Source organism: Streptomyces sp. NPDC088097, from assembly GCF_044741845.1.
Classification (GTDB): domain Bacteria; phylum Actinomycetota; class Actinomycetes; order Streptomycetales; family Streptomycetaceae; genus Streptomyces.
The window spans coordinates 69,514-92,121 of the sequence record NZ_JBIUTJ010000016.1; the positions used below are offsets into that span (position 1 = coordinate 69,514).

The window sequence follows — 22,608 nt, forward strand, 5'->3', positions numbered from 1 at the left end:
CGCTCACCAACCTGAGCGGCGTCGGTGACACCGGCGGCACGGGCGGCGCCGGATCGGACGGCGGAGCGCGCCCCGAGCGCGGGATCGGAGCCTCCGTCCCCGCCGCGGACACCCGCGCCAAGAGCGAGGGCACCTTCCCGTACGCCGCCGACCTGTGGGCCGAGGGCCTCCTGTGGGCCGCCGTCCTGCGCTCCCCGCACGCCCACGCGCGGATCCTCTCCATCGACACCTCGGCCGCCGTCGAGATGCCCGGCGTCCGCGCCGTCATCACCCACGCCGACGTCCCCGGCGCCACCACGCACGGCCGCCGCATCGCCGACCGGCCCGTCTTCGCCCACGACCTCGTGCGCCACCACGGCGAGCCCATCGCCGCCGTCGCCGCCGACCACCCCGACACGGCACGCCTCGCCGCGGCCGCCATCGCGGTCGAGTACGAGCTCCTCGACGCCGTCACGGACCCCGAACAGTCCTTCGGCGCGGCCCCCCTGCACCCCGACGGCAACCTCATCCGTCACATCCCGCTGCGCTACGGCGACCCCGAGGCGACCGGCGAGGTCGTCGTGGAGGGCCTCTACCGCATCGGCCGCCAGGACCCCGCGCCCATCGGCGCCGAGGCCGGACTCGCCGTACCGAGACCCGACGGGGGCGTGGAGATCTACACCGCCTCCACCGATCCGCACACCGACCGCGACCTGGCCGCCGCCTGCTTCGGGCTGGAGCCGGACCGGGTCCGGGTGGTCGTCACCGGCGTCCCCGGCGCGACCGGGGACCGCGAGGACCCCGCCTTCCAGCTCCCGCTCGGCCTGCTCGCCCTGCGCACCGGCCACCCCGTGAAACTGGCCGCCACCCGCGAGGAGTCCTTCCTCGGCCACGCCCACCGCCACCCGACGATGCTGCGCTACCGCCACCACGCGGACGCCGAGGGCCGCCTGGTCAAGGTCGAGGCCCAGATCCTGATGGACGCCGGCGCCTACGCCGACGCCTCCTCGGAGTCCCTCGCGGCGGCGGTGGCGTTCGCGTGCGGCCCGTACGTGGTCCCGCACGCCTTCGTGGAGGGCTGGGCCGTCCGCACCAACAACCCCCCGTCGGGGCACGTGCGCGGCGAGGGCGCCATGCAGGTCTGCGCCGCGTACGAGGGCCAGATGGACAAGCTCGCGACCGCCCTCGGCATCGACGGCGCCGAGCTGCGCCTGCGCAACGTCCTGGCCACCGGCGACCTGCTGCCCACGGGGCAGACGGTGACCTGCCCGGCCCCCGTCGCCGAACTCCTGCGCGCGGTGCGCGACTTCCCCCTGCCGTCCCTGCCCAAGGACACGCCCGAGGAGGAGTGGCTGCTGCCGGGCGGCCCCGAGGGCGCGGGCGAACCGGGCGCGGTGCGACGGGGCGTCGGCTACGGCGTGGGCATGGTCCACATGCTCGGAGCGGAGGGCACGGACGAGGTCTCCACCGCCACGGTGAAGGTCGTCGACGGCGCCGCCACCGTCATCTGCGCCGCGGTCGACACCGGCCAGGGCTTCGCCACCCTCGCCCGCCAGATCGTCCAGGAGGTCCTCGGCGTCGACGAGGTGGCCACGGCCCCCGTCGACACCGACCAGCCGCCGGCGGGCGCGTCGGCGCACGGCCGCCACACCTGGGTCTCGGGCGGCGCGGTCGAGCGGGCGGCGAAGATGGTCCGTACGCAGCTCCTCCAGCCGATGGCGGCCAAGCTCGGCATGTCCCTCGAACTGCTACAGATCACGGATGGCCGGATCACGTCGTACGACGGGGCCTTCTCGATGACCGTCGCGGAGGCGATAGAGGGCAAGGAGCTCTGGGCCACGGCCCAGTGCCGCCCCCACCCGACGGAGCCGCTGGACGCGGACGGCCAGGGCGACGCCTTCGTCGGCCTCGCCTTCTGCGCGATCCGCGCGGTGGTCGACGTGGACATCGAACTGGGCTCGGTGCGCGTGGTGGAACTGGCGGTGGCCCAGGACGTGGGCCGCATCCTCAACCCCCGCCAGCTGGAGGCCCGTATCGAGGCGGGCGTCACCCAGGGCGTGGGCGCGGCCCTGACGGAGAACCTCCGCTCGGTCTCGGGCCTGGTCCGCCACCCCGACCTCACCGGGTACGCCCTGCCGACCTCCCTGGACGCCCCGGCGGTCCGCATCGTCCGCCTGGTCGAGGAGCGAGACGTGGTGGCCCCGTTCGGCGCGAAGGCGGCGAGCGCGGTCCCGGTGGTGACGACCCCGGCGGCGATCGCCTCGGCGGTACGCGCGGCGACGGGCCGCCCCGTGAACAGGATCCCGATTCGGCCATCCGCGGCGGTGGCGGTGCCCAACTCGTAACCGTGTGACCTGCATTGCACGTGCAACCCGAGCTTGGGACTGTGGGCGCCGATCGTTAGAGTGATCGGTGGCACCCGGTGCGTGCGGGTGCGAACGGGGATGCGGAACGGGGGAGAGCAGAGTGGCGACGGAGAACGGGCCGGCACTGTTGTTGGGGAACCAGGCGGGGTTCGTGGCGGACGCGCTGATGGGCCAAGCCCGGGCGCTGGCGGTCGAGTACGAGTCCATGGCGGGCTACAAGAAGCTGGTCGACGGCCTCCTGGAGAAGCTCGACGGGTCCGAGGCCGCCGACAAGCGCCTCTCGCACGGCACCCTCCCGACGGGCACTCTCGGCACGGGTTTCGCGGAGGCGGACGCCCTGTTCAAGGCGTACTCGACGGTGCATACGGAACTCCAGAACCTCTCACAGGGCCTGGCGGCCCAGATCGAGGGTCTGGGCATCGCGATCCTCACGGGTGGCAAGGGCTACGCGGGCGTGGACGAGGAGACCCAGGCGCGGATGCGGACGATCGTCAAGGACTCCAAGGAGGCCTACGTCGCGGACCGTGACCCGCTGGCGAGCGAGCAGCAGAAGGAAGCGGCGAAGCAGCGGGCCGATCCGAAGGGCAACATCTGATGGCGACGAACTTCGAGGGCTACACGCACGAGCAGCTGCTCGCCATGATCGCCTCCTTGGACGCGGAGACCGTCACGTCCCGCGCCACTCAGCTGACGACGGCCGCCGACACGATCAAGGAAATCGGCAAGAGCCTCAAGGAGCACAGGGTGGAGGGCTGGGAGGGCGAGGCCGCCCGGTCCTTCCAGGACTGGGTCGGCCAGGCCGGCAGCGCCACGCTTCGCTTGGGTGACTACAGCGCCGCGGGCGGCAAGTGGATGGCGGAAGCCGCCCAGACGATGATCGAGGTGAAGGCCAACACCCCGAAGTACGACACGGCGGCGGCGGAGAACCTGGCGGCGGCGCACGAGTTCCACAACGACCCGGACGCCCAGAAGATCGGCCAGACGGCCCACTCGAAGCTGAGCGGAGACCACCAACTGGCGGTCCAGCAACTGACGAAGCTGGCGCAGTCGTACGAGGCGTCGTCGACGCAACTGGGCAAGACGGAAGCCCCGACGTTCCCGCCGCCGCCTCAGGTTTTTGCGCCGGGCGAACGAAGCACTGACTTGGAGAGGCCCCGTTCCGGAGGCTCCACTGAGGGTTCCTATTCCGGGGGTCCGGGGTCTGAGTCCTCAGGAGGTGGGGCGGATCGTACCTCTGCACCCAGCGGTATCACCGGCTCCATGGCACATGAAAATGGGCTGCCACCGACGACCGTGCATGCGAACGGACTTACGCTGCCTCTGCCCGATCGTGCGGTCAACGTGGGCCTCGACCATGTTGCGACCCCTCCGGAAACTTCACTTCCGACCATGGGCGTGCCCGGCGGAGTAGGACCCGTTGGTCCGAACAGCGGAGTTACTCCAGGCGGGATGATCCCGCCCCTGACGCTTCCTTCTGTTGGCGGCAGTTCTCTCCCCGCTGTTGGTGGTGTCACCCTGCCGGCTACAAGGTCTCCAGGTGGTGCGCTTGGCGGCAAGGTCGGTGGCCTTGTCAATATGCCTCCGCGAGACACCGGCATCATGGGAGGGCGACCGGTGTCGTCTGGCGGCCCCGGCGCTGGAATCCCGCGTGGGACGGTCATCGGTGCGGAAGGTGCACAGTCTCCCCTCGGCCGCGGAATGGGTGGCGGAATGATGGGCGGCGGCGGTGCTGGTGGCCCGCACGGGCCATCGGGCGGTTCGGTAGCCGGTCGTCGGCTGGCCGTGGAACCGGGAGGTGTCGTCGGGGGCCGCCAGGCCGCTCCTGGTGGTCGACCGGTCGCGGGTGGCCAGGCATTCACCCAGGGCGGTTCCGGACTCGTACGCGGAGGAAGTGCCGGCATGGCGGGCGGGGCGATGGGCCACGGCGGTCCCGGCACCCGCGCTCCAGGAAACCGGCGTGGAAACCAGGGGGGCGACCGCCCGGACTACCTGGCCGAGGACGAAGAGACCTGGCAGGGCGACCGTCGTGTTGTCCCGCCGGTAGTCGACTAAGCAGATCGGACGTTGCACGGGATGCGCATGCGGAAAGCGACCTCGGCCCTGGTGGGTCTGCTGCTGGCCGGGGTCGCCGCGACCCCGGCCCATGCACAGAGCATCCGGGAACAGCAGTGGCACCTAAGCGCCATGAAAGCCGAAGATATTTGGAAGTCCAGCACGGGTAAAGGGGTGACCATCGCCGTTATCGATAGCGGTGTCGGTCGCATTCCAGAACTCGAAGGTCAGGTTCTCCCAGGTAAGGATTTTGCCGAGGGGTACGACGGAGACGAGCGCGCGCCGTTCAACGGTCACGGCACATCGATGGCCGCCTTGATCGCGGGTACCGGCAAGCATCCGAGTGGTGACGGAGCGTACGGTCTGGCGCCAGGGGCGAAGATCCTTCCCATTCGCGTACCGCACGAGATGGTCAGGGCAACGCCTTCTTGGGCTGCTGCCATTCGGTATGCGGCTGACTCGGAGGCCAAAGTCATCAACGTTTCGTTGGGAATGGACGGGTCCGCCAAAGACGACGAGGGACGCTCTGCTGCCGTTAAGTACGCGCTGGCCAAAGGGAAACTGGTCTTCGCGGCAGTCGGGAATGATGGTGCATCAACCAATCAGGTTGAGTATCCGGCGGCCACTCCCGGCGTCGTCGGGGTCGGTGCGGTAAATCCTGACGGCAGCGTCACCAAGGAGTCGCAGCGCGGCTCACAGGTCGACTTGTCCGCCCCCGGAATTGACATTGTCACCGCCTGTTCAGCGAAGTCAGGGCTCTGTACCAGTAGCGGCACCAGCGATGCGTCCGCCCTCGCCTCCGCCTCCGCCGCGCTGCTCTGGTCCGCTCACCCCACCTGGACCAACAACCAGATCCTCCGCGTTCTCCTGAACACCGCCGGGAAGCCCGAGGACGGAGCCATGCGGAACGACTCCGTCGGGTACGGGGCCGTGCGGCCCCGCATCGCGGTTCCGACCCCCGGGGACCCCGGGCCCGCGGACGTGTTCCCGTTGCCCGACCTGGCCGCCGCCGAAGGCAAGGGCAACGGTTCGCCCGCCCCCTCCAGCGGGGAGAAGACGCCCCGGTCGCCCGCGCCGCAGGCCGCCGCCTCCGCATCGCAGGACGACGGCCTCGGCACGCTTCCCTGGATCGCCCTCGGGGTGGGTGCCTGCCTGCTCATCGGTGGCGCGGTCACGGCCGTCGTCGTACGCAGGACCAACCGAACCAACCGCTGACCTGACCACAGGAGTACACGCGATGTCGTTCGACGAGGAATGGGCGGCCGCGCGGGCGAATGCCTCCTTGAGGCTGAACTCGGTTCCCACCGACCCGGGCGGCAGCGGCGGCGGCGGCGCCGACCTCACCATCAACCAGGACCACATCGGCGCCATCGGCTCCGAGGCCCACAAGCTCCACTCCCGCCTCCAGACCGACGGAAGGCACGCCGCCACCGCCACCACCGAGGCGGCCGGTGCGCTGTCGAAGGAGGGCTTCGCGAGCGGCGCGGCCCTCGCCAAGGCGCACACGCGGTGGGAGAGCCAGGTCAAGACGCTCGTCGCCGCCTGCGCCCAGATCTCCAACGGCCTGAACTACGCGCTCTCCTCCCACAACAAGGAAGAGCAACAGCTCTACGCGGAGTTCACTACCTCCAAGCTCAACGAATACCTGAAGTAGGGGGCGCCGTGCTGACGTACGAGAACGTGTTGAACGCCCCCCTGGACAAGCTCCAGACGGCCGCCGGTGACTGGCAGGCCATGGTCTCCAAGCTGGGGGAGCTGGCCGAGAACGCCCGCAACGGTATGAAGGCCACGTCGGACAAGGCCGAGTGGAGCGGGGTCACGGCGGGAGTGGCGCGGCCGTTCGTCGACAAGACGGCCAAGGAGTTCGAGGACGCGGCCAAAGAGGCCAAGGGTGTTCACCAGGCGTTGGCCCAGGCGCATGAAGCGTTCAAAACGTCCCGGGACAGGCTCAAACAGCTCTCCGAGGTGGACGTTCCCGCCGCGGGCTTTCGGATCGACGGCAAGGGCAAGGTCTCCGCCGCCCCCCTGGAGACCGAAGCGGAGCGCACCGCGGCCCGGCACGATCCCGATTACCAGGAGTCCATTCGGGTCAACCTGCCGAAATGGCAGGCCCAGATCGACGCCGTCATCGACGCATGTGACGACACGGACCAGTCGTTGGCCCGCTTGCTGAACGCCAATCTGTCCGAGGACCACAACTTCAGCGGCCCGAAGTACTCCAGCCTCACCGCCGAGCAGGCGGGCCACGCGGTCGACCTGGCGAAGAAGGGCCGGGACCTCTCTCACGCCGAGTTGGCGGAACTCAACGAACTCTTGGCGGACAACGCCAAAGCGCCGGAGTTCTCGACGAAGTTCTACGAAGGCATGGGTCCCAAGGGCGCGCTTGAATTCTTCGGCTACATGTCGACCGACACCCATGAGTGGGGCAAAGTCGACGAGCAGCGACTCAAGGACGTTCAAGAGCTCCAGAAGAACCTGGGGCTCAACCTCGCCACGGCCACCAACTCCAAGACCGAGCCGCACCTGCCCGACAGCTACGCCCAAGAGCTGCGCAAGCTCGGGGCCCAGCACATCCCGCTGGCGAAATACGACCAGAACCCTCCCTACGGGTACCAGTTGCTGGGCGGCATCATGCGCTACGGAAACTACGACCCGAAGTTCCTCGTGCCGATCGCCGAGCACGCCACTCAGCTCCACGCCAAGGATCCGGACTTCTTCAACGGGACCCGGCGCCTGGACGGACTGGGCAAGAACCTGTTCAACCCGTCAGGCGTCAACGGCGCCGGCTACGACCCCGTGGTGAGCTTCTTGGAAGCGCTGGGGCACAGCCCGGAGGCGGCGGCCCAGTTCTTCGACCCCGAGCGCGAGCCCCTGCCCGCCTACAACCAGGACGGCACGGTCAAGTCGGGTGAACCCGGGCTGGGCAAGGACGCCAAGGGGAAGCCCGTCACCGGCTACCTCGATTTCTTCGGCAACGAGAAGTACGACTACACCATCGACATGGAGGGCACGAACGTCGACGACCTCAAGAAGGTCGAGAAGTACATGCCCGACGCCTTGGGGCACGCCTTGGAGGCCGCGACACTCGGCCACGCGTGGGATGACCCGGAAGCGGTTCTCAACCGTACCGAGACCGGGGCGCGGGTGATGGAGGCGACCGCGGTGAAGTACGGCGGCGATGCCGTACTGCTCAAACATCAAGAGGTGCTCGCGGACAGCCTGAGCCATATGACCGCCGGGTACATCGACGACGTCAACCAGGCACTGGACGGCCATGGGGATCAGAGCGTCTTCGCCCCGCGCGACGGTGACAAGCAGGCGCACGCGAACCTCGAACGCAAGGATGCCCGAGACCTGATCGCGGCCCTGGGGCAGCACCCCGACGCGTACGCCACGGTGTCCGCCGCCGAACGTGTCTACTCCGCGAGCGTTCTGGAGGGCCAGGTCGACCACGACGGCAAGATCGACGAGGGCCGGGCTCGGGCGACGATCCGTACCACCGCCGAAGTGCAGGGCATTCTCGACGAGTCCAGGGCGGATCAGGTCAGGGGCGTCGGAGAGAAGCAGCACGAGGCCTACGAGAAGGCACACGAGCAGCAATCGTCCTGGGTCGAGTTCGGTTCCACGGCCGCGCTCGCGGCCGGCGTCGCCTTCCTGCCCGCCACGGCCGCCGCGGCCGGAGCGGCGGCGATCATCGTTCCGCTGGCCGTGGACACGGGCAGCGGCGCCGTGGAGCAGGCGATCGGGCAGGTCATCGGCGAGTGGTCCAACGAGGCGGTGGAGAAGCACAAGGACAAGAGCGAAGGCGCGACGCACGACAGCAACAAGGAGATGTTCCAGGCCGGTGAGCACAGCGCGGAGGCGCCGATGCGGAAGTTCATGGAACGCCACGGTGTCGACCCGAACGGCGACTTCGGCAACGACTTCATCGAGTCGATGAGCAGCGGCTACATGAGGGGCAATTCCATCGCCCGCCAGCAGGGTCACGAGTCGCAGACGGAGGGCGTCGGATGAACGGTCGTCGCGTACGGAACCTGACGGTGAGCCCCGCTCTCGGTCTGCTCGTCCTCGGTGGGGCGCTCACGGGCTGTTCCACGGGAGAGGCGGAGCCGCCGGTCCTGGCTTCGGCTCCGACGAAGGTCGACGTGGGGCGGGTCTGCGCCGGGCTCTTAGAGGGCGAGGGCGGGGAGGCCCTGAAGAGGGTGCTCGAATCCGAGGACTTCCGGATCAGGGACGAGGGGAAGAACCCGGACGTCCGGGCCGTCGCGCAGGCCATGGCGGACGCCTATCGATCGGGAGGGAAGATCCGGGACATGCCCGTCCCGATCTGCGAAGCCGTCGGGTCGCCCAAGGAGGCCCACACCCCCACGGTGCGGATTTCCTTCAGCGCCTACAGCAAGCTCGCCGGTGATCCACCGGACTCGCCGGGCGCGGGCGACAGCGGGGTGCGGGTCGCGGTCGAGCCGAAGCAGTTCCTCCTCGCCTACGACTGCGTCAGCGTCCGGGTGGGCTCGACTCCCGAGCTTCCGCTGCGCATCAGGCTGCGGTTCCAGGAACGCTGGGACGAGAGCAAGGGCGAGGCGGTGCTGCGGCCGGACTACGCGGCGGTCACCCACTCCGCCGCCCTGGCCGTGGCCAAAGGGCTGGGATGCGTCGACGGCGGGGGACTCCCGGACCGGGCGGACGGACTGCCGGCGCCGGCCACCGGGACCTGAGCGAGCGCGGCGCCGACGGGCGGCACGGGGCGAGGCCCGTGTCCCGTGGTCCGGACATGGCGAAGGCCGCTCAGGGGTGGTTCCTGAGCGGCCGCCGTTGAAGCCGTGACCGGAATCGAACCGGCGTAACTCGCTTTGCAGGCGAGTCCCTCAACCACTCGGGCACACGGCTGTGAGGTGGTGATGGACACGAACCTACGGGCGGGCCCCGGGGTGGGGAAGGGGGACGGGCGGTACGCAACGGGACTGACATGGTGCGTTCACAGTCCTAGGTCCCGGGGACCAGGGGAGATCGGTCCAAGATCCGTCCATGTGACAGGGGCGCCGGCGCGGTACGGACCTTACTCTGGGGCGATGAGCGCCCTTGAACCCCGGACTGCCGAGACCGCCCCCGCCCCGCCCCCGCAGGGCGGCGTCATGGCACCGGAGTACCGGGCGCTCACCATCGGGATGGTCTCCGTCATCTTCCTCATCGCCTTCGAGGCCATCGCCGTCGGGACGGCGATGCCCGTCGCCGCGCGCGACCTCGACGGGATCGGGCTCTACGCCTTCGGGTTCTCCGCCTACTTCACCACCAGCCTCTTCGGCATGGTCCTGGCCGGCCAGTGGGCCGACCGGCGGGGGCCGCTGAGGCCGCTCACCGTAGCCATCGGGGTCTTCGCCGCCGGGCTGGTGGTGTCCGGGACGGCCGGGGTCATGTGGGTGTTCGTGCTCGGGCGGGCCGTGCAGGGCTTCGGCGGGGGGCTGGCGATCGTCGCCCTCTACGTGGTGGTCAGCCGGGCCTACGAGGAGCGGCTGAGGCCGGCCATCATGGCCGCCTTCGCCGCGAGCTGGATCGTGCCGTCGATCGTCGGGCCGCTGGCCGCCGGGAGCGTCACCGAGCACCTCGGCTGGCGGTGGGTGTTCCTCGGGATCCCCGTCCTGGTCGTCGTCCCGCTGGTCATCGCCCTGCCGGCGATCCGGCGCAGCGCGTCGGGCCCCGTCGGGGAGCCCGCCGCCTTCGACCGCCGGCGGATCGGGCTGGCCCTCGGGATCTCCGCCGGCGCCGGGCTGCTCCAGTACGCCGCCCAAGACCTCCGCTGGCTGTCGCTGCTGCCCGGAGCCGTGGGCGTGGCCCTGCTCGTCCCCGCCGTACGGGGGCTCATGCCGCGCGGGACCTACCTCGCCCGGCGCGGGCTGCCGTCCGTGGTGCTGCTGCGCGGGGTCGCGGCGGGGGCCTTCGTCGGAGCCGAGAGCTTCGTGCCGCTGATGCTGGTCACCCAGCGCGGCCTCAGCCCCACCCTGGCCGGCTTCTCGCTCGCGCTCGGCGGGCTCACCTGGGCGGCCGGGTCCTGGGTGCAGTCCGTCGGGCGGATGGTGCCCCACCGGGAGCGCATGATGGTCGGCGGAATGCTGATGGTGGCCGTCGCCATCGCGGCGGCCCCGGCGGTGCTGATCGAGTCGGTCCCGGTGTGGACCCTGGCCCTGGCCTGGGCCGTCGGATGCTTCGGCATGGGCCTGGTGATCGGCCCGACCGGCGTCCTGCTGATGAAGCTGTCGCCGCCCGCGGAGGCCGGCGCGAACTCCGCCGCCCTGCAGATCTCCGACGCCCTGGCCAACGTGGTGCTGCTCGCCGCCGGCGGCGCCGCCTTCGCCGCGCTGGGCGGCGGCGCGGTCGGCGCCGGGCACGCCGTCACCGAGGGGGGCTCGGCCGCGCACCCCGGCGCGTTCCTGGCGGTGTTCCTGCCGATGGCCGTGGTGGCTCTGGTGGGCGCCTGGGTCGCGACCCGGCTGGACGAGCGACCGGCGAAGGACGGCGCGCAGGTCTGAGATCCCGCCCGCGAAGGCCCGGGGCCCAGCCGCCGGCGAGCCGGAAATTCCGGGAAACGGGCCGGCGGGAGCGGCTAGGTTCGCGGCATGAACGAGTTGCCCACAGGCCTGTCAGACCCCGAGAGGGCCGCCCTCGTGGACCTCGCCGACGCCACCGGGCGCACCCCCGAGGCCCTCGCCCTGGACGCCGTACGGGACCTCCTGCGCGCCGAGCGCGAGCGCGTCGGGGTCGAGGCCGCCCGGCTGGCCCGCCGGCACGCCCCGCTGCTGGAGAGGCTCGGCCGGTGAACGCGCGCGAGGCGGCCCGGTCGGTGGAGGCGGCGCCGCCCGTGCGCCACCTGACCCTCGCCGAGGTCCTCGACCTCGCCCGGCACGCCTGCCTCGCCCGGGACCAGCCGGTCGAGCTGCGTGCCGCCGGGCTCCTGGAGTCGGCGGTGCACCGGCCGCGCAGTCGCATGTTCGGGACCCCGGCCTACGCGGACCCGTACGAGCAGGCCGCCGCGCTGCTGCACGGGATCGCCACGAACCACCCCCTGGTCGACGGCAACAAGCGCACCGCCTGGCTCGCGGCGGCGACCTTCCTCGCGGTGAACGGGGTGGACCTCGCCGACGCCGACCAGGACACCGCGTACGACCTGGTCATCGACGTGGCGGCCGGGCGGGAGAGCGAGATCGCGGTGATCGCGGGACGTCTGCGGGCGCTGTGAGCGGGCAACGGCCCGCCGTGCGGGGCCCGGTGTGACGCTCGACGCACCCGCCGAGGTCACGGGCCTGTCCCTCCGCGAGGGGCCGGCCCGGGCCGGTAAGGTGGCCCGGTTGTCCTACGTACGGGCGCTCGCCGCACCGTACTCCTGCCGAGAGCGATGAACCGGAGACCGTGACTACTACCGCCTCCCATCCCGCCTCCCACCACCTCTCGCCCGCCTTTCCCGGCCGCGCGCCGTGGGGTACCGCCGGCAAACTGCGTGCCTGGCAGGAGGGGGCCCTGAACCGGTACATCGAGACGCAGCCGCGCGATTTCCTCGCGGTCGCGACCCCGGGCGCCGGAAAGACCACCTTCGCGCTGACCCTCGCCTCCTGGCTGCTGCACCACCACGTGGTCCAGCAGGTGACCGTCGTCGCGCCGACCGAGCACCTCAAGAAGCAGTGGGCCGAAGCCGCCGCCCGGATAGGCATCCGGCTCGACCCCGAATACTCGGCCGGGCCGCTCAGCAAGGACTACCACGGGGTCGCGGTCACGTACGCGGGCGTCGGCGTGCGCCCGATGCTGCACCGCAACCGCTGCGAGCAGCGCAAGACCCTGGTGATCCTGGACGAGATCCACCACGCGGGCGACTCGAAGTCCTGGGGAGAGGCCTGCCTGGAGGCCTTCGACCCGGCCACCCGTCGGCTGACCCTGACCGGTACGCCCTTCCGGTCCGACACCAACCCCATTCCCTTCGTGGCCTACGAGGAGGGCAACGACGGGATCCGCCGCTCCTCGGCCGACTACACCTACGGCTACGGCAACGCCCTGCGCGACGGGGTCGTCCGGCCGGTGATCTTCCTGTCCTACAGCGGCAACATGCGCTGGCGGACGAAGGCCGGCGACGAGATCGCCGCCCGCCTCGGCGAGCCGATGACCAAGGACGCCATCTCCCAGGCCTGGCGCACCGCCCTGGACCCTCGCGGCGACTGGATGCCCAACGTCCTGCGCGCGGCCGACCAGCGCCTCACCGAGGTCCGCAAGGGCATCCCGGACGCGGGCGGCCTGGTGATCGCCTCCGACCAGGAGTCGGCCCGCGCCTACGCCAAGCTGCTGAAGGACATCACCGGCACCAAGGCCACCGTGGTGCTCTCCGACGACACCGGCGCCTCGAAGCGGATCGACGATTTCACCGAGGACGGCAGCCGCTGGATGGTCGCCGTCCGCATGGTGTCCGAGGGCGTCGACGTGCCCCGCCTGGCCGTCGGCGTGTACGCGACGACGATCTCCACGCCGCTGTTCTTCGCGCAGGCCGTCGGCCGCTTCGTGCGATCGCGCAGGCGCGGCGAGACGGCGTCCGTGTTCCTTCCGACCATCCCCTACCTGCTCGGCTTCGCGAACGAGATGGAGGTCGAACGCGACCACGTCCTCGACAAGCCGAAGAAGCAGGGCGAGGAGGACCCGTACGCCGAGTCCGAGAAGGAAATGGACGAGGCGAACAAGCAGGAGGACGAGGACACCGGCGACGACGAGCAGATGTCCTTCGAGGCGCTGGAGTCCGACGCGGTCTTCGACCGGGTCCTCTACGACGGCGCCGAGTTCGGCATGCAGGCGCACCCGGGCAGCGAGGAGGAGCAGGACTACCTCGGCATCCCGGGTCTGCTGGAGCCGGACCAGGTGCAGATGCTGCTGCAGAAGAGGCAGTCCCGGCAGATCGCGCACAGCCGGCGCAAGCCGGACACGGAGGCGGACCTGCTGGAGCTGCCGGCCGACCGGCGGCCCGTGGTTTCGCACAAGGAGCTGTTGGAGCTGCGCAAGTCGCTGAACACGATGGTGGGCGCGTACGTCCACCAGAGCGGCAAGCCGCACGGGGTGATCCACACCGAGCTGCGCCGCGTCTGCGGCGGGCCGCCGAGCGCGGAGGCGACGGCGGGGCAGCTGCGGGAGCGGATCAAGAAGGTGCAGGAGTGGGCCACGCGCATGCGTTAGCCCGTCCCGGGGCGATCGGCCCCGGGGGAGCGGAACGGGGTCCACGCGCGGTGCGCGGACCCCGTTCGCACGGGCCCGGCACCGGGCCTGTGATCAGGCCCGGTGTTCGGATCCGGTGTTCGGGCCGGGATCAGGCCTGGACGCGCCGACGCTTGCCGGTGCCCGCGACGAGCGCGACACCCATGGCGAGCGCGACACCGCCGGCGCCGAGCGCCCACGTGGTCGCCGCGTCGGTACCGGTCTCGGCCAGTTCGCCGCCCGTGGTGGTGGAGCCACCGTTGTCGGTGTTGTGGTCGACGATCGGCGTCGTGGTGCCGCCACCGTTCGGCTTGGTGCCGGTGTTGCCGCCACCGTTGTTGCCGCCGGTGTTGCCACCCGTGTTGCCGCCGCCGTTGTTGCCGCCACCGTGGTTCGCACCGGAGACGATCTTCGACTCGGCCCAGACGGTGTCCGACCAGACGTTCTCGTCCACGTTGCTGCCGCCGGCGGCCGCGATGGCGATGTTGCCGACCGGGGCGTCCGCCGCGAACTTCACGCGGACCTGCAGGGCGAGCTTGCCCTTCGGGATCTGCAGGTCCTCGGTCAGGAGGGCCACCGGGGTGCCACCGTCGCTGATGACCTCGACGTCGTGCCAGGCGCCGTTGAAGAACACCTGCACCGTGACGTCGTCGGACGAGAGCTTCTCGTTCTCGTCGGCGACCGCGAGGACGAGCACGTAGCTCTCCTCCGCCTTGCCCTTGCTGTTGTCGACGGAGACCGTGAACTTGGTCCAGTCGCCGCCGGCCTTGATGGTGCTCGGGATGCCGTTCAGACCCAGGACCGGGCCGGTGCCGTGCTCGACGCCCTCGTCGTCACCGTTCTCATCGGCGACGGGCTTCTCGGCCGGGGCCGGGACCGAAGGCGGGGCCGGGAGGTTCGGGGCCGGGACGACCGGGGCCGGGACGACCGGAGCCGGGGCGATCGGGGCCGGGGCGGCGGGGGCCGCGACATCGGCGGCCGGGGCCTCGGCGGCGGGCGCCGCGTCCGGAGTGGTGACGGCCGTGTTGCCCTGGGTCTCGTCCGCCATCGCGGGCGTCGCCATGAGGACCGTCGGGCCCACTACGGCGGCAGCGGCGACGATGGCCATGCGCTTCAGATTCACTTGGTGTTCTCTCCCCTTGCGTGTCGCGGGACTCGTGGTCCCGCCCACCCCCAACATCTTTTTGAACATGATCAGAGTAATAGCTCTGTAAAGTGATTTTCGGGCGGGCGAGGTTACGAATTGACATATCGCGGGGGACAAAAGGTCATGAACCGGCAGTAGGCGACCGGATTCTGGACGAGGCCTTTCGCTCAGCGGACTCGCTCGCTACTGTCCCCGCATCGAACGCCCCGTGGCAGCGCCGCCGCGGGAGCGCAGCCGGTGCCCTGGCCGCTACCGGCGGCCTCTCCGTGCGTCGCCGTCGGACCGGCTACGCGCACCCGTGAGAGTCACCGCCGCCCACCGAAAGAGAGGGAGAGGCGTCGTGACCGCGGAAACCTCCCAGACTCTCGACAGAGGGCTCAGAGTCCTCAAGCTGCTCGCCGACACCGACCACGGTCTGACTGTCACCGAGCTGTCCAACCGTCTCGGTGTGAACCGCACCGTCGTCTACCGGCTGCTCGCCACGCTGGAGCAGCACGCCCTGGTCCGCCGCGACCTCGGCGGCCGGGCCCGCGTCGGGCTCGGCGTACTGCGTCTGGGACGTCAGGTCCACCCGCTCGTGCGCGAGGCGGCGCTGCCCGCGCTGCGCTCGCTCGCCGAGGACATCGGGGCCACGGCCCACCTGACCCTCGTCGACGGCACCGAGGCGCTCGCCGTCGCGGTCGTGGAACCGACCTGGACCGACTACCACGTCGCCTACCGGCCCGGTTTCCGCCACCCGCTGGACCGGGGCGCCGCCGGACGGGCCATCCTGGCCGCCCGTCAGGGCACGCTCATCGAGCCCGGCTACACCCTCACGCACGGCGAACTGGAGGCCGGCGCCAGCGGCGCCGCCGCCCCGCTGGTCGGCATCACCGGGCTGGAAGGCAGTGTCGGCGTGGTCATGCTGGCCGACGCCGTGCCCGAGCGGGTCGGCCCGCGCGTGGTGGACGCGGCCCGCGAGGTCGCCGACGCCCTCAGGTAGGACCGCCGGGCCCGCCGTCTCGCGGGCGCCCGGCGCCCCCGAGACGGCGGGAGGCCGGGCCGCCGTGCCCGTACGCGTGCCCGGGCCCGGTGCGGGCCCCGGACCGGGACCCGGCGGGCCCGTCGGAGCGGTCCCCGTGGGGCGGACCTGCGGGCCCGATAGATTGGCGGCGTGCTCTCACGCCTCACACGTCTGCCGCGTCCCGCCGCCCTGGCCGTCTGCGCCGCCCCCCTGGTGGCGCTGTTCGCCGTGGCCGCCCTCGCGCCGCTGCCCTTCGTGATCGCCCAGCCCGGGCTCACGGCCGACGTGCTCGGCTCCCGGGACGGCAAGCCGGTCATCACCGTCGCGGGCGCCCCGACCCGTGACACCACGGGGCAGCTGCGGATGACCACCATCCAGGCCACCGGCCCCTCCACGACGGTGAAGCTGCCCGAGCTGGTCGGGGACTGGTTCGACACCACCCGGGCGGTCATGCCCAAGGAGGCGGTCTACCCCTCCGGCGGAAGCGACCAGGAGATCGAGCGGCACAACCTGGACGAAATGACGCGGTCCCAGTCGGCCGCCGCCGAGGCCGCCCTCGGATACCTCCACAAGGACCCCGGGCAGATCAAGGTCGGCCTCAACCTCGCCGACGTCGGCGGCCCCAGCGCGGGCCTGCTCTTCTCCCTCGGCATCGTCGACAAGCTCGACGGCGACGGCAGCGGCGGCGACCTCACCGGCGGCCGCACGATCGCCGGCACCGGCACCATCACCCCCGCCGGCGCGGTCGGCGCGGTCGGTGGTGTGGCCCTCAAGACCCAGGCCGCCCGCCGGGACGGCGCGAGCGTCTTCCTCGTACCGAAGGCCGAGTGCTCGGACGCCCGGTCCGAACTGCCCGAGGGCCTTCAGCTGATCCCCGTCACCTCGCTGAAGGGTGCCGTGGACGCGCTGCGGGCGCTGAACCGGGGCCAGTCGGTTCCGTCCTGCTGACCTCCGCGTCCGCGGGCCGCTCCATGCCCCGCCAGGACGGGAACACCAAGGGGGTCAGCGTGGCGAGCAGATAGACCCCGGCGAACAGCAGCAGGGCCGAGGTCACCCCGTACGAGTCCACCAGCAGCCCGGCGGCCAGCCCGCCCACCGGCATGGCCAACTCCGCGCCCGCCGTGCTCACACCGGAGACCCGGCTGCGCATCTTCTCCGGCACGCGCTCGTAGATCACCGTCGTCAGGATCGGGTTCAGCACGCCCGCGCCCAGCCCGGCCAAGGCCATGGTCACCGCCAGCGGCAGGGGGGTCCCGGTGAGCGCGGCGACCACGTACCGGGCGGGACCGCAGACCAGGAAGGCCACCGCGAACACCGTCCGGCGGGGGAAGCGCTCGCCCCACGCCCCGTAGAGCAGGGCGCCCAGCAGGGCGAAGCCTCCGAAGAGGGAGACCATCAGGCCCAGCGCGGCCGGACCGCCCAGGGCCTCGTTGCCGTGGACCGGCAGGAGGACGGAGGACCAGCCCTGGTCCAGTCCGTTGGTCACCATCACCATCACAGTGATGCCCGTCAGCAGGCGGGAGCCGGTCAGGAAGCGCCAGCCCTCCAGCAGCTCGGCGCGGTAGGAGGCGAACGAGACCTTTCCGGAGCCCCGTTGGGGTTCGGCGGCCGGTATCCCGCGCAGGAAGGCGGCGACCAGCAGGGCCGAGACGGCGAAGGTGGCACCGTCCACGAGGAGTACGGTCTGGGCCCCGAACAGCGCGATCAGCAGACCGGACACCGCCGCCCCGATCATCCGGGCCCCGCGCGAGACGGCGTCGTAGAGGCTCGCGGTGCGGGCGACGGTGGTGCCGGCGTGCTCGGCCAGGCTGGGCACGAGGACGTAGCGCGCGGTCAGGCCCGGAGTGTGCACGAGGCCGCTGAGCGCCATCAGCGCGCACAGCATCCAGAACTCCAGCAGGCCCGCGTGGTGCAGCAGCGGGATCGCGCCGACGCTCAGGGCGCAGATCAGGTCGGAGACGGCGGAGACGCGGCGGCGGCCGATCCGGTCGATGACCGGGCCGCCGACCAGGGCGGCGACGACGATGGGGAGGGTGGCGCAGAAGGCGACGATCCCGGCCCGTCCGGCGCTGCCCGTGGTCTGGAGGACGAACCACGGGACGCCGATGAGGGTCAGTGAACTCCCGGCTATGGAGATGGTGTTGGCGGCCAGCACCGCCACGAGGGGCCGCCTGCTCATGCCGCGTGCCGATGGACGCGGCTCTGCAGGTGGGCCGGCTGCATGAGTCGTATCCCGACGGACACCAGCGCCTCGCCGACCCGGTTGCGCACGGCGGGCAGGACGGTCAGGAGGGCTGGGGCGCGCCGGGCGGGGGAGACGGCGGGGGTGGGGGCGGCCTCCCGGGCGAGGTGCCAGGCGGCGGCCTCGGCGGCCAACTCGTGGGCGCGGGCGGCGTGGATCTCGACGTACTGGAAGGCGTGCACGGCAGGACTCCTTCGGGTGAACGGCGCGGGGGCGGGCCGCCGGGCCCGTGGAACGGAAGGGCGAGGGCGCGACGGAGCGGCGGAGCGGGGGTGCGGCGGACTATCCGGTGCGACGCGGGAAGGCGTGCGTGTGGAAGCGGACCGTCTCGCTGTCCTCCCCCTCCGGCAGGCCGCGGTAGCTGTTGACCAACTCGTGCATCCGGTGGATCAGTTCGAGGCTCTGCTCCGCCGTCAGGCGCAGGGTGAAGTCACTGAGGTCGGTGGCGCCGCGCCAGTCCGTGTCCCAGCTGTGGGCGTTGCCGAGCCAGGTGTTCAGCTCCTGCGTGTGGATCGTCGCGATCTCGTGCAGGAAGGCCTCGGCGGCCCCGCGGGTCTCCGGATTGTCATCGGTCATCAGTGACTCGTCGAACTGCGTGCCCTCGTGCGTGGCCTTCCACCAGCGCTCCCGGCCCTTGCCGTGCTCGGGCGCGTCCTCGACGAACCCGTGCGCGGCGAGCTGGCGCAGGTGGTAGCTGGTCGCGCCGCTGGACTCGCCGAGCTGCTCGGCCAGTTGGGAGGCGGTGGCCGGTCCCTGGTGGCGCAGTTCGGCGAGGAGGCGTATGCGCAGCGGATGGGCCAGGCCCCGCAGGGAGCGGGCGTCCAGCGTCCTGACGCGGGGCTGGTGGTCCGCGGCGGAGCGGGTGTCGTCGGCGGACCCCTGGGCGGGGTCCTGAGTGACCTCCGGGGCAGGGGTGGGGGTGAGGTCTTCGTCGGGGTTCTCCGGGGCGTTCTCCACGCTGTTCTCGGGCATGCCTCAACCGTAGGGTTGCAAAGGCTTCTATGCAAGGGTTTCTTTGCAACGTCTTCTTTGGAACTTTCAGCGATCCTCCGCCGCCTGCTCCACCAGCGGGATGATCCTCAGCGGCACCGGGTTCTCCATCACGATCGCCGTCGAGGCCCGCACGATCCCCTCGAAGCCCACCACCCGGTCGATCACCCGCTGGAGGTCCGCGTTCGACCGTGCCACCAGGCGGCACAGCATGTCCCCGTGTCCGGTCGTGGTGTGCAGCTCCAGCACCTCCGGCACGCCGTCCAGGTGGGCCCGTACGTCCGCCCCCTGCCCCTGCTTGATCTCCAGCGTGGCGAAGGCCGTCACCGGATACCCCAGGGCCGTCGGGTCCACCTGGGGCCCGAAGCCGCGGATCACGCCGTTCGACTGGAGCCGGTCGAGGCGGGCCTGCACCGTGCCGCGCGCCACCCCGAGCCGCCGCGAGGCCTCCAAGACCCCGATGCGCGGTTCGCGGGCCAGCAGGACGATGAGGCGGCCGTCGAGTTCGTCGATGCCCATGGCGGGTAGCCGTACCTTCCCTCGAATGGCTGGTCATACTGCACAGATCTCTCAGTCATCCTGCGGCCGTGCTGGTCAGTCTGTACAGCGGAAAAGGGAACTATTGCGCAGCTTGTGGATCGGCGGGAATCTGCGCTCATGACTGAGTCTCTGGCGAACCTCGAAACCACCCCGCACACCGCGCGTGAGGCCGACCCCTTCCCGGTGAAGGGAATGGACGCGGTCGTCTTCGCCGTGGGCAACGCCAAGCAGGCCGCGCACTACTACTCCACCGCCTTCGGCATGAAGCTCGTGGCCTACTCCGGACCGGAGAACGGCACCCGCGAGACCGCCAGCTACGTCCTGACCAACGGCGCCGCGCGCTTCGTCCTCACCTCGGTCATCAAGGCGACGACCGACCGCGGCCGCTTCCTCGCCGAGCACGTGGCCGACCACGGCGACGGCGTGGTCGACCTCGCCATCGAGGTGCCGGACGCCCGCGCCGCCTACGCCTACGCCGTCGAGCACGGCGCGCGCGGGCTGGACGAGCCGCACGAGGTCAAGGACGAGCACGGCACCGTCGTACTGGCCGCCATCGCCACCTACGGCCAGACCCGCCACACCCTCGTCGAGCGCCGCGACTACACGGGCCCGTACCTCCCCGGCTTCGTGGCCGCCTCCCCGATCGTCGAGCCGCCGGCCAAGCGCACCTTCCAGGCCATCGACCACTGCGTGGGCAACGTCGAGCTCGGCCGGATGAACGAGTGGGTGGCGTTCTACAACAAGGTCATGGGCTTCACGAACATGAAGGAGTTCGTCGGCGACGACATCGCGACCGAGTACTCGGCGCTGATGTCCAAGGTGGTCGCGGACGGCACCCTCAAGGTGAAGTTCCCGATCAACGAGCCGGCGATCGCGAAGAAGAAGTCGCAGATCGACGAGTACCTGGAGTTCTACGGCGGCGCGGGCGTCCAGCACATCGCGCTCGCCACGAACGACATCGTCGCCTCCGTGCGCGCGATGCGCGCCGCGGGCGTGAAGTTCCTCGACACCCCGGACTCGTACTACGACACCCTCGGCGAGTGGGCCGGCGAGACCCGCGTCCCCGTCGAGACCCTGCGCGAGCTGAAGATCCTCGTCGACCGCGACGAGGACGGCTACCTGCTCCAGATCTTCACCAAGCCGGTCCAGGACAAGCCGACCGTCTTCTTCGAGATGATCGAGCGCCACGGCTCCATGGGCTTCGGCAAGGGCAACTTCAAGGCCCTGTTCGAGGCGATCGAGCGCGAGCAGGAGAAGCGCGGCAACCTCTAGGCCCCGTCGGGTCCTGTCGGGTCCTGTCGGGTCCGTGAGGCTCCGCACTCCGTGGAGGAGAGCCGTCCGGGGCCGCCACCCCGGACGGCCCGGTGAACCCGGTCCGGCCCGGCCCGCGTGCGAGGGGCCGGGCCGGACCGTGCCGCGTCGCCCCTCGCGCCGGACCGTTCCGCTTCCGCGCCGCCCTCGGGCCGTGCCGGGTCTACGGCTTCGGCGCCGGGGAGCCGGCCGGCTTCGGCTCGGCCTTCGGGTGGGGCTTCGCCTCCGGCGCGGGCTTCGGCTTCGGCGCCGGCTTCGCCTTGGGCCGGGGCTTGGGCATCTCCGGCGGCACCCACGGGGTTCGCGGCTGCATGTTCTCCGGGCCGCCCTCGGCGGGCTGGCCGATCGAGGCCAGCGCCTCCTTGGCGAGCGGCCCGCGCAGCGGGGAGAAGCCGGGGTTGGTCCGCAAGGTCTCCTGGAGGTGCCTGCGTTCCGCCGCCTCGTCGCCGAGCCCCTTCTCGATCAACGCCCGGTGGTAGGAGAACTCCGCGCTCCGCAGCCCGAGCTCGGTGGCCTTCTTGGCGTACTCCAAGGCCGCCGTGTCCTCCCCGGTCCGGTGCAGCGCCCACCCCAGGGCGTCCGCCACCTGCACGTTCTTGTGCCGCCCCCACTCCGCCGAGAGCCGGCGCACGGCCGCGCCCGCGTCGCCGTGGTCCGCCTCGTACAGGCCGAGCACCACGTCCTCGTTCACCCCGTCGCGCCCGCCCCGGGCCGCCATCGCCGCCAGGGCGTCGTACGGGACCCGCGCCTCCGCCTCCCGGCCCAGCGACTCCAGCAGTTCGCCCAGCTCCAGCGCGAGCCGCGGCGACGGGGCCCGGCCCAGCGCCATCCGGTAGTCCCGCACCGCCTCGCCGCCCCGGCCCAGCGCCACCAGCGCCCGCGCCCGGCCGCCCAGCGCCTGAGCCTGCGCCGGATCCGTGCGCAGGGCCGCCTCCTGCTGGCGCAGGGCCTCCTGGGCGTCACCGCGCTCCCAGGCCAACTCCCCGAGCCGGTGGAGCACGTACGCCTTCTCCGCCGGGGCCTTCGCCGCCCCCGCGGCGTGCTCCAGCGAGACCATCGCGTCCTCGCGCCAGCCCCGGTCCCGGTAGACCTGGGCGGCCCTCAGGTGCGCCGGCAGGCCGTCGCGGAGCTCCACGAGCCGCTCCATGGCCTTCTGGGCGGCCTTGTAGTCGCCGAGGCCGCTGTACGCGTCCACGAGGACCGGGTACGCAGTCCAGCGCCGCGGCGCCTGGGCCCGTACCAGCTCGCCCCACTTCTTCGCCGTCACGAAGTCCTGCCGGGCGCCCGCGAGCGCGCCCATGCCCGTCATCGCGTCGAAGTTGCCCTTCTCGGCGGGGCGGACCTCCAGGGACCGCTTCAGGGCCTTCTCCGCCTTCGGGAACCACGTGGAATCGGCCGTCCTGCGCGCCTGTTCCAGGTACGCGGCCCCGAGCACCGCCCACGAGGCGTCGTCCCGCGGATGCCCCGTGACCCACTTCTCCCGGTCGGCCACCAGCGCCGTCAGGTCGACCGCCGCCGCCGGGGCGCCCATGCCGACCGCGGCCGCGGCCCGTTCACCGGGCCCCGGCGGGCGCGCGTCGTCGCCCGTACGGGCCGGGCGGATCAGCAGGGCCCCGGCGATCAGGACCACCGCCACCGCGGCCGCCACGACCGTCTTGCGGCCGGTGAAGGTCACGGGCGGCGCGGGCTGCTGCGCTTGCTCGTCGAATCCGTCCATGCGCTCACTGTGCGTCAATATGAAGAGCCGGCGGAGGTGTCCGAA

The 22,608-nt window shown here is 71.5% G+C and carries 20 protein-coding genes and 1 tRNA gene; 14 read left to right on the plus strand and 7 right to left on the minus strand.

The window, feature by feature from the left end; translation table 11 throughout:
• Positions 1–11 precede the first annotated feature (11 nt).
• The 7 genes from ACIOD1_RS30175 to ACIOD1_RS30205 all read left to right on the plus strand — a co-directional run bounded on the left by ACIOD1_RS30175 (position 12) and on the right by ACIOD1_RS30205 (position 9,112).
• Entirely contained in the window at positions 12–2,324 is a 2,313-nt protein-coding gene (locus ACIOD1_RS30175) for a xanthine dehydrogenase family protein molybdopterin-binding subunit (protein ID WP_401905978.1), read from the plus strand.
• A 121-nt stretch (positions 2,325–2,445) separates the two neighbouring features.
• A complete protein-coding gene (locus ACIOD1_RS30180; RefSeq protein ID WP_401905868.1) occupies positions 2,446–2,940 on the plus strand; it encodes a DUF2563 family protein in 495 nt (164 codons plus the stop codon).
• Complete coding sequence (locus tag ACIOD1_RS30185; RefSeq protein ID WP_401905870.1) at positions 2,940–4,397, plus strand: WXG100 family type VII secretion target; 1,458 nt, start codon at positions 2,940–2,942, stop codon at positions 4,395–4,397. Before ACIOD1_RS30180 ends, ACIOD1_RS30185 begins: the two co-directional genes overlap by 1 nt.
• 21 nt (positions 4,398–4,418) lie before the next feature.
• A complete protein-coding gene (mycP, locus tag ACIOD1_RS30190) occupies positions 4,419–5,612 on the plus strand; it encodes a type VII secretion-associated serine protease mycosin (protein ID WP_401905872.1) in 1,194 nt (397 codons plus the stop codon).
• Between the two features lie 22 nt (positions 5,613–5,634).
• Complete coding sequence (locus tag ACIOD1_RS30195) at positions 5,635–6,051, plus strand: hypothetical protein (RefSeq protein WP_365624277.1); 417 nt, start codon at positions 5,635–5,637, stop codon at positions 6,049–6,051.
• An 8-nt stretch (positions 6,052–6,059) separates the two neighbouring features.
• On the plus strand, positions 6,060–8,411 hold the full coding sequence (locus tag ACIOD1_RS30200; RefSeq protein WP_401905875.1) for a hypothetical protein: 2,352 nt from the start codon (positions 6,060–6,062) through the stop codon (positions 8,409–8,411).
• Positions 8,408–9,112: a hypothetical protein gene (locus tag ACIOD1_RS30205; RefSeq protein ID WP_401905878.1), complete on the plus strand. Its 705-nt coding sequence runs from the start codon at positions 8,408–8,410 to the stop codon at positions 9,110–9,112. The genes ACIOD1_RS30200 and ACIOD1_RS30205 overlap by 4 nt, the downstream gene beginning before the upstream one ends.
• A gap of 100 nt (positions 9,113–9,212) precedes the next feature.
• Here ACIOD1_RS30205 and ACIOD1_RS30210 read toward each other — a convergent pair.
• Positions 9,213–9,284 (minus strand) — tRNA-Cys (locus tag ACIOD1_RS30210).
• A gap of 182 nt (positions 9,285–9,466) precedes the next feature.
• On the opposite strand from ACIOD1_RS30210, the gene ACIOD1_RS30215 reads away from it, so the two are divergent.
• The 4 genes from ACIOD1_RS30215 to ACIOD1_RS30230 all read left to right on the plus strand — a co-directional run bounded on the left by ACIOD1_RS30215 (position 9,467) and on the right by ACIOD1_RS30230 (position 13,595).
• Entirely contained in the window at positions 9,467–10,921 is a 1,455-nt protein-coding gene (locus ACIOD1_RS30215; protein WP_365624271.1) for an MFS transporter, read from the plus strand.
• Between the two features lie 87 nt (positions 10,922–11,008).
• The gene (locus ACIOD1_RS30220) at positions 11,009–11,209 is read left to right on the plus strand and encodes a hypothetical protein (protein WP_401905881.1); all 201 of its coding nucleotides are present in this window, start codon (positions 11,009–11,011) and stop codon (positions 11,207–11,209) included.
• A complete protein-coding gene (locus tag ACIOD1_RS30225) occupies positions 11,206–11,628 on the plus strand; it encodes a type II toxin-antitoxin system death-on-curing family toxin (protein WP_401905884.1) in 423 nt (140 codons plus the stop codon). The genes ACIOD1_RS30220 and ACIOD1_RS30225 overlap by 4 nt, the downstream gene beginning before the upstream one ends.
• 170 nt (positions 11,629–11,798) lie before the next feature.
• Positions 11,799–13,595, plus strand: a complete 1,797-nt coding sequence (locus ACIOD1_RS30230) for a DEAD/DEAH box helicase (RefSeq protein WP_365624267.1) — start codon at positions 11,799–11,801, stop codon at positions 13,593–13,595.
• Positions 13,596–13,725: 130 nt separating this feature from the next.
• On the opposite strand, the gene ACIOD1_RS30235 is transcribed toward ACIOD1_RS30230, so the two are convergent.
• A complete protein-coding gene (locus ACIOD1_RS30235) occupies positions 13,726–14,736 on the minus strand; it encodes a hypothetical protein (RefSeq protein ID WP_365624265.1) in 1,011 nt (336 codons plus the stop codon).
• Positions 14,737–15,100: 364 nt separating this feature from the next.
• Between ACIOD1_RS30235 and ACIOD1_RS30240 the strand changes: the two genes are divergently transcribed.
• Together ACIOD1_RS30240 and ACIOD1_RS30245 are read left to right on the plus strand one after the other, a co-directional pair.
• The gene (locus ACIOD1_RS30240; protein WP_054222485.1) at positions 15,101–15,742 is read left to right on the plus strand and encodes an IclR family transcriptional regulator; all 642 of its coding nucleotides are present in this window, start codon (positions 15,101–15,103) and stop codon (positions 15,740–15,742) included.
• Between the two features lie 171 nt (positions 15,743–15,913).
• A complete protein-coding gene (locus ACIOD1_RS30245; RefSeq protein WP_401905887.1) occupies positions 15,914–16,711 on the plus strand; it encodes a S16 family serine protease in 798 nt (265 codons plus the stop codon).
• On the opposite strand, the gene ACIOD1_RS30250 is transcribed toward ACIOD1_RS30245, so the two are convergent.
• From ACIOD1_RS30250 to ACIOD1_RS30265, 4 genes are all read right to left on the minus strand, one after another.
• A complete protein-coding gene (locus ACIOD1_RS30250) occupies positions 16,641–17,942 on the minus strand; it encodes an MFS transporter (protein ID WP_401905890.1) in 1,302 nt (433 codons plus the stop codon). The genes ACIOD1_RS30245 and ACIOD1_RS30250 overlap by 71 nt on opposite strands.
• Positions 17,939–18,187: a hypothetical protein gene (locus ACIOD1_RS30255; RefSeq protein WP_365624259.1), complete on the minus strand. Its 249-nt coding sequence runs from the start codon at positions 18,185–18,187 to the stop codon at positions 17,939–17,941. The genes ACIOD1_RS30250 and ACIOD1_RS30255 overlap by 4 nt, the downstream gene beginning before the upstream one ends.
• A gap of 100 nt (positions 18,188–18,287) precedes the next feature.
• Complete coding sequence (locus ACIOD1_RS30260) at positions 18,288–18,977, minus strand: ArsR/SmtB family transcription factor (RefSeq protein WP_401905894.1); 690 nt, start codon at positions 18,975–18,977, stop codon at positions 18,288–18,290.
• 66 nt (positions 18,978–19,043) lie between these two features.
• Entirely contained in the window at positions 19,044–19,514 is a 471-nt protein-coding gene (locus ACIOD1_RS30265; protein ID WP_365624255.1) for an Lrp/AsnC family transcriptional regulator, read from the minus strand.
• 138 nt (positions 19,515–19,652) lie between these two features.
• On the opposite strand from ACIOD1_RS30265, the gene hppD reads away from it, so the two are divergent.
• Entirely contained in the window at positions 19,653–20,807 is a 1,155-nt protein-coding gene (gene hppD, locus ACIOD1_RS30270; protein WP_401905897.1) for a 4-hydroxyphenylpyruvate dioxygenase, read from the plus strand.
• 202 nt (positions 20,808–21,009) lie between these two features.
• Here the strand turns inward: hppD and ACIOD1_RS30275 are convergent, their stop codons facing one another.
• On the minus strand, positions 21,010–22,563 hold the full coding sequence (locus ACIOD1_RS30275) for a tetratricopeptide repeat protein (protein ID WP_401905900.1): 1,554 nt from the start codon (positions 22,561–22,563) through the stop codon (positions 21,010–21,012).
• Between the last annotated feature and the right edge of the window lie 45 nt (positions 22,564–22,608).

What these genes read in the sequence shown, in the direction of transcription:
- ACIOD1_RS30195 (WP_365624277.1), top strand. Translation starts at nt 5,635, where the DNA reads ATGTCGTTCGACGAGGAATGGGCGGCCGCGCGGGCGAATGCCTCCTTG.
- ACIOD1_RS30275 (WP_401905900.1), bottom strand. Translation starts at nt 22,563, where the DNA reads ATGGACGGATTCGACGAGCAAGCGCAGCAGCCCGCGCCGCCCGTGACC.
- ACIOD1_RS30250 (WP_401905890.1), bottom strand. Translation starts at nt 17,942, where the DNA reads ATGAGCAGGCGGCCCCTCGTGGCGGTGCTGGCCGCCAACACCATCTCC.
- hppD (WP_401905897.1), top strand. Translation starts at nt 19,653, where the DNA reads ATGACTGAGTCTCTGGCGAACCTCGAAACCACCCCGCACACCGCGCGT.
- ACIOD1_RS30205 (WP_401905878.1), top strand. Translation starts at nt 8,408, where the DNA reads ATGAACGGTCGTCGCGTACGGAACCTGACGGTGAGCCCCGCTCTCGGT.
- ACIOD1_RS30215 (WP_365624271.1), top strand. Translation starts at nt 9,467, where the DNA reads ATGAGCGCCCTTGAACCCCGGACTGCCGAGACCGCCCCCGCCCCGCCC.
- mycP (WP_401905872.1), top strand. Translation starts at nt 4,419, where the DNA reads ATGCGCATGCGGAAAGCGACCTCGGCCCTGGTGGGTCTGCTGCTGGCC.
- ACIOD1_RS30260 (WP_401905894.1), bottom strand. Translation starts at nt 18,977, where the DNA reads ATGCCCGAGAACAGCGTGGAGAACGCCCCGGAGAACCCCGACGAAGAC.
- ACIOD1_RS30265 (WP_365624255.1), bottom strand. Translation starts at nt 19,514, where the DNA reads ATGGGCATCGACGAACTCGACGGCCGCCTCATCGTCCTGCTGGCCCGC.
- ACIOD1_RS30220 (WP_401905881.1), top strand. Translation starts at nt 11,009, where the DNA reads ATGAACGAGTTGCCCACAGGCCTGTCAGACCCCGAGAGGGCCGCCCTC.
- ACIOD1_RS30185 (WP_401905870.1), top strand. Translation starts at nt 2,940, where the DNA reads ATGGCGACGAACTTCGAGGGCTACACGCACGAGCAGCTGCTCGCCATG.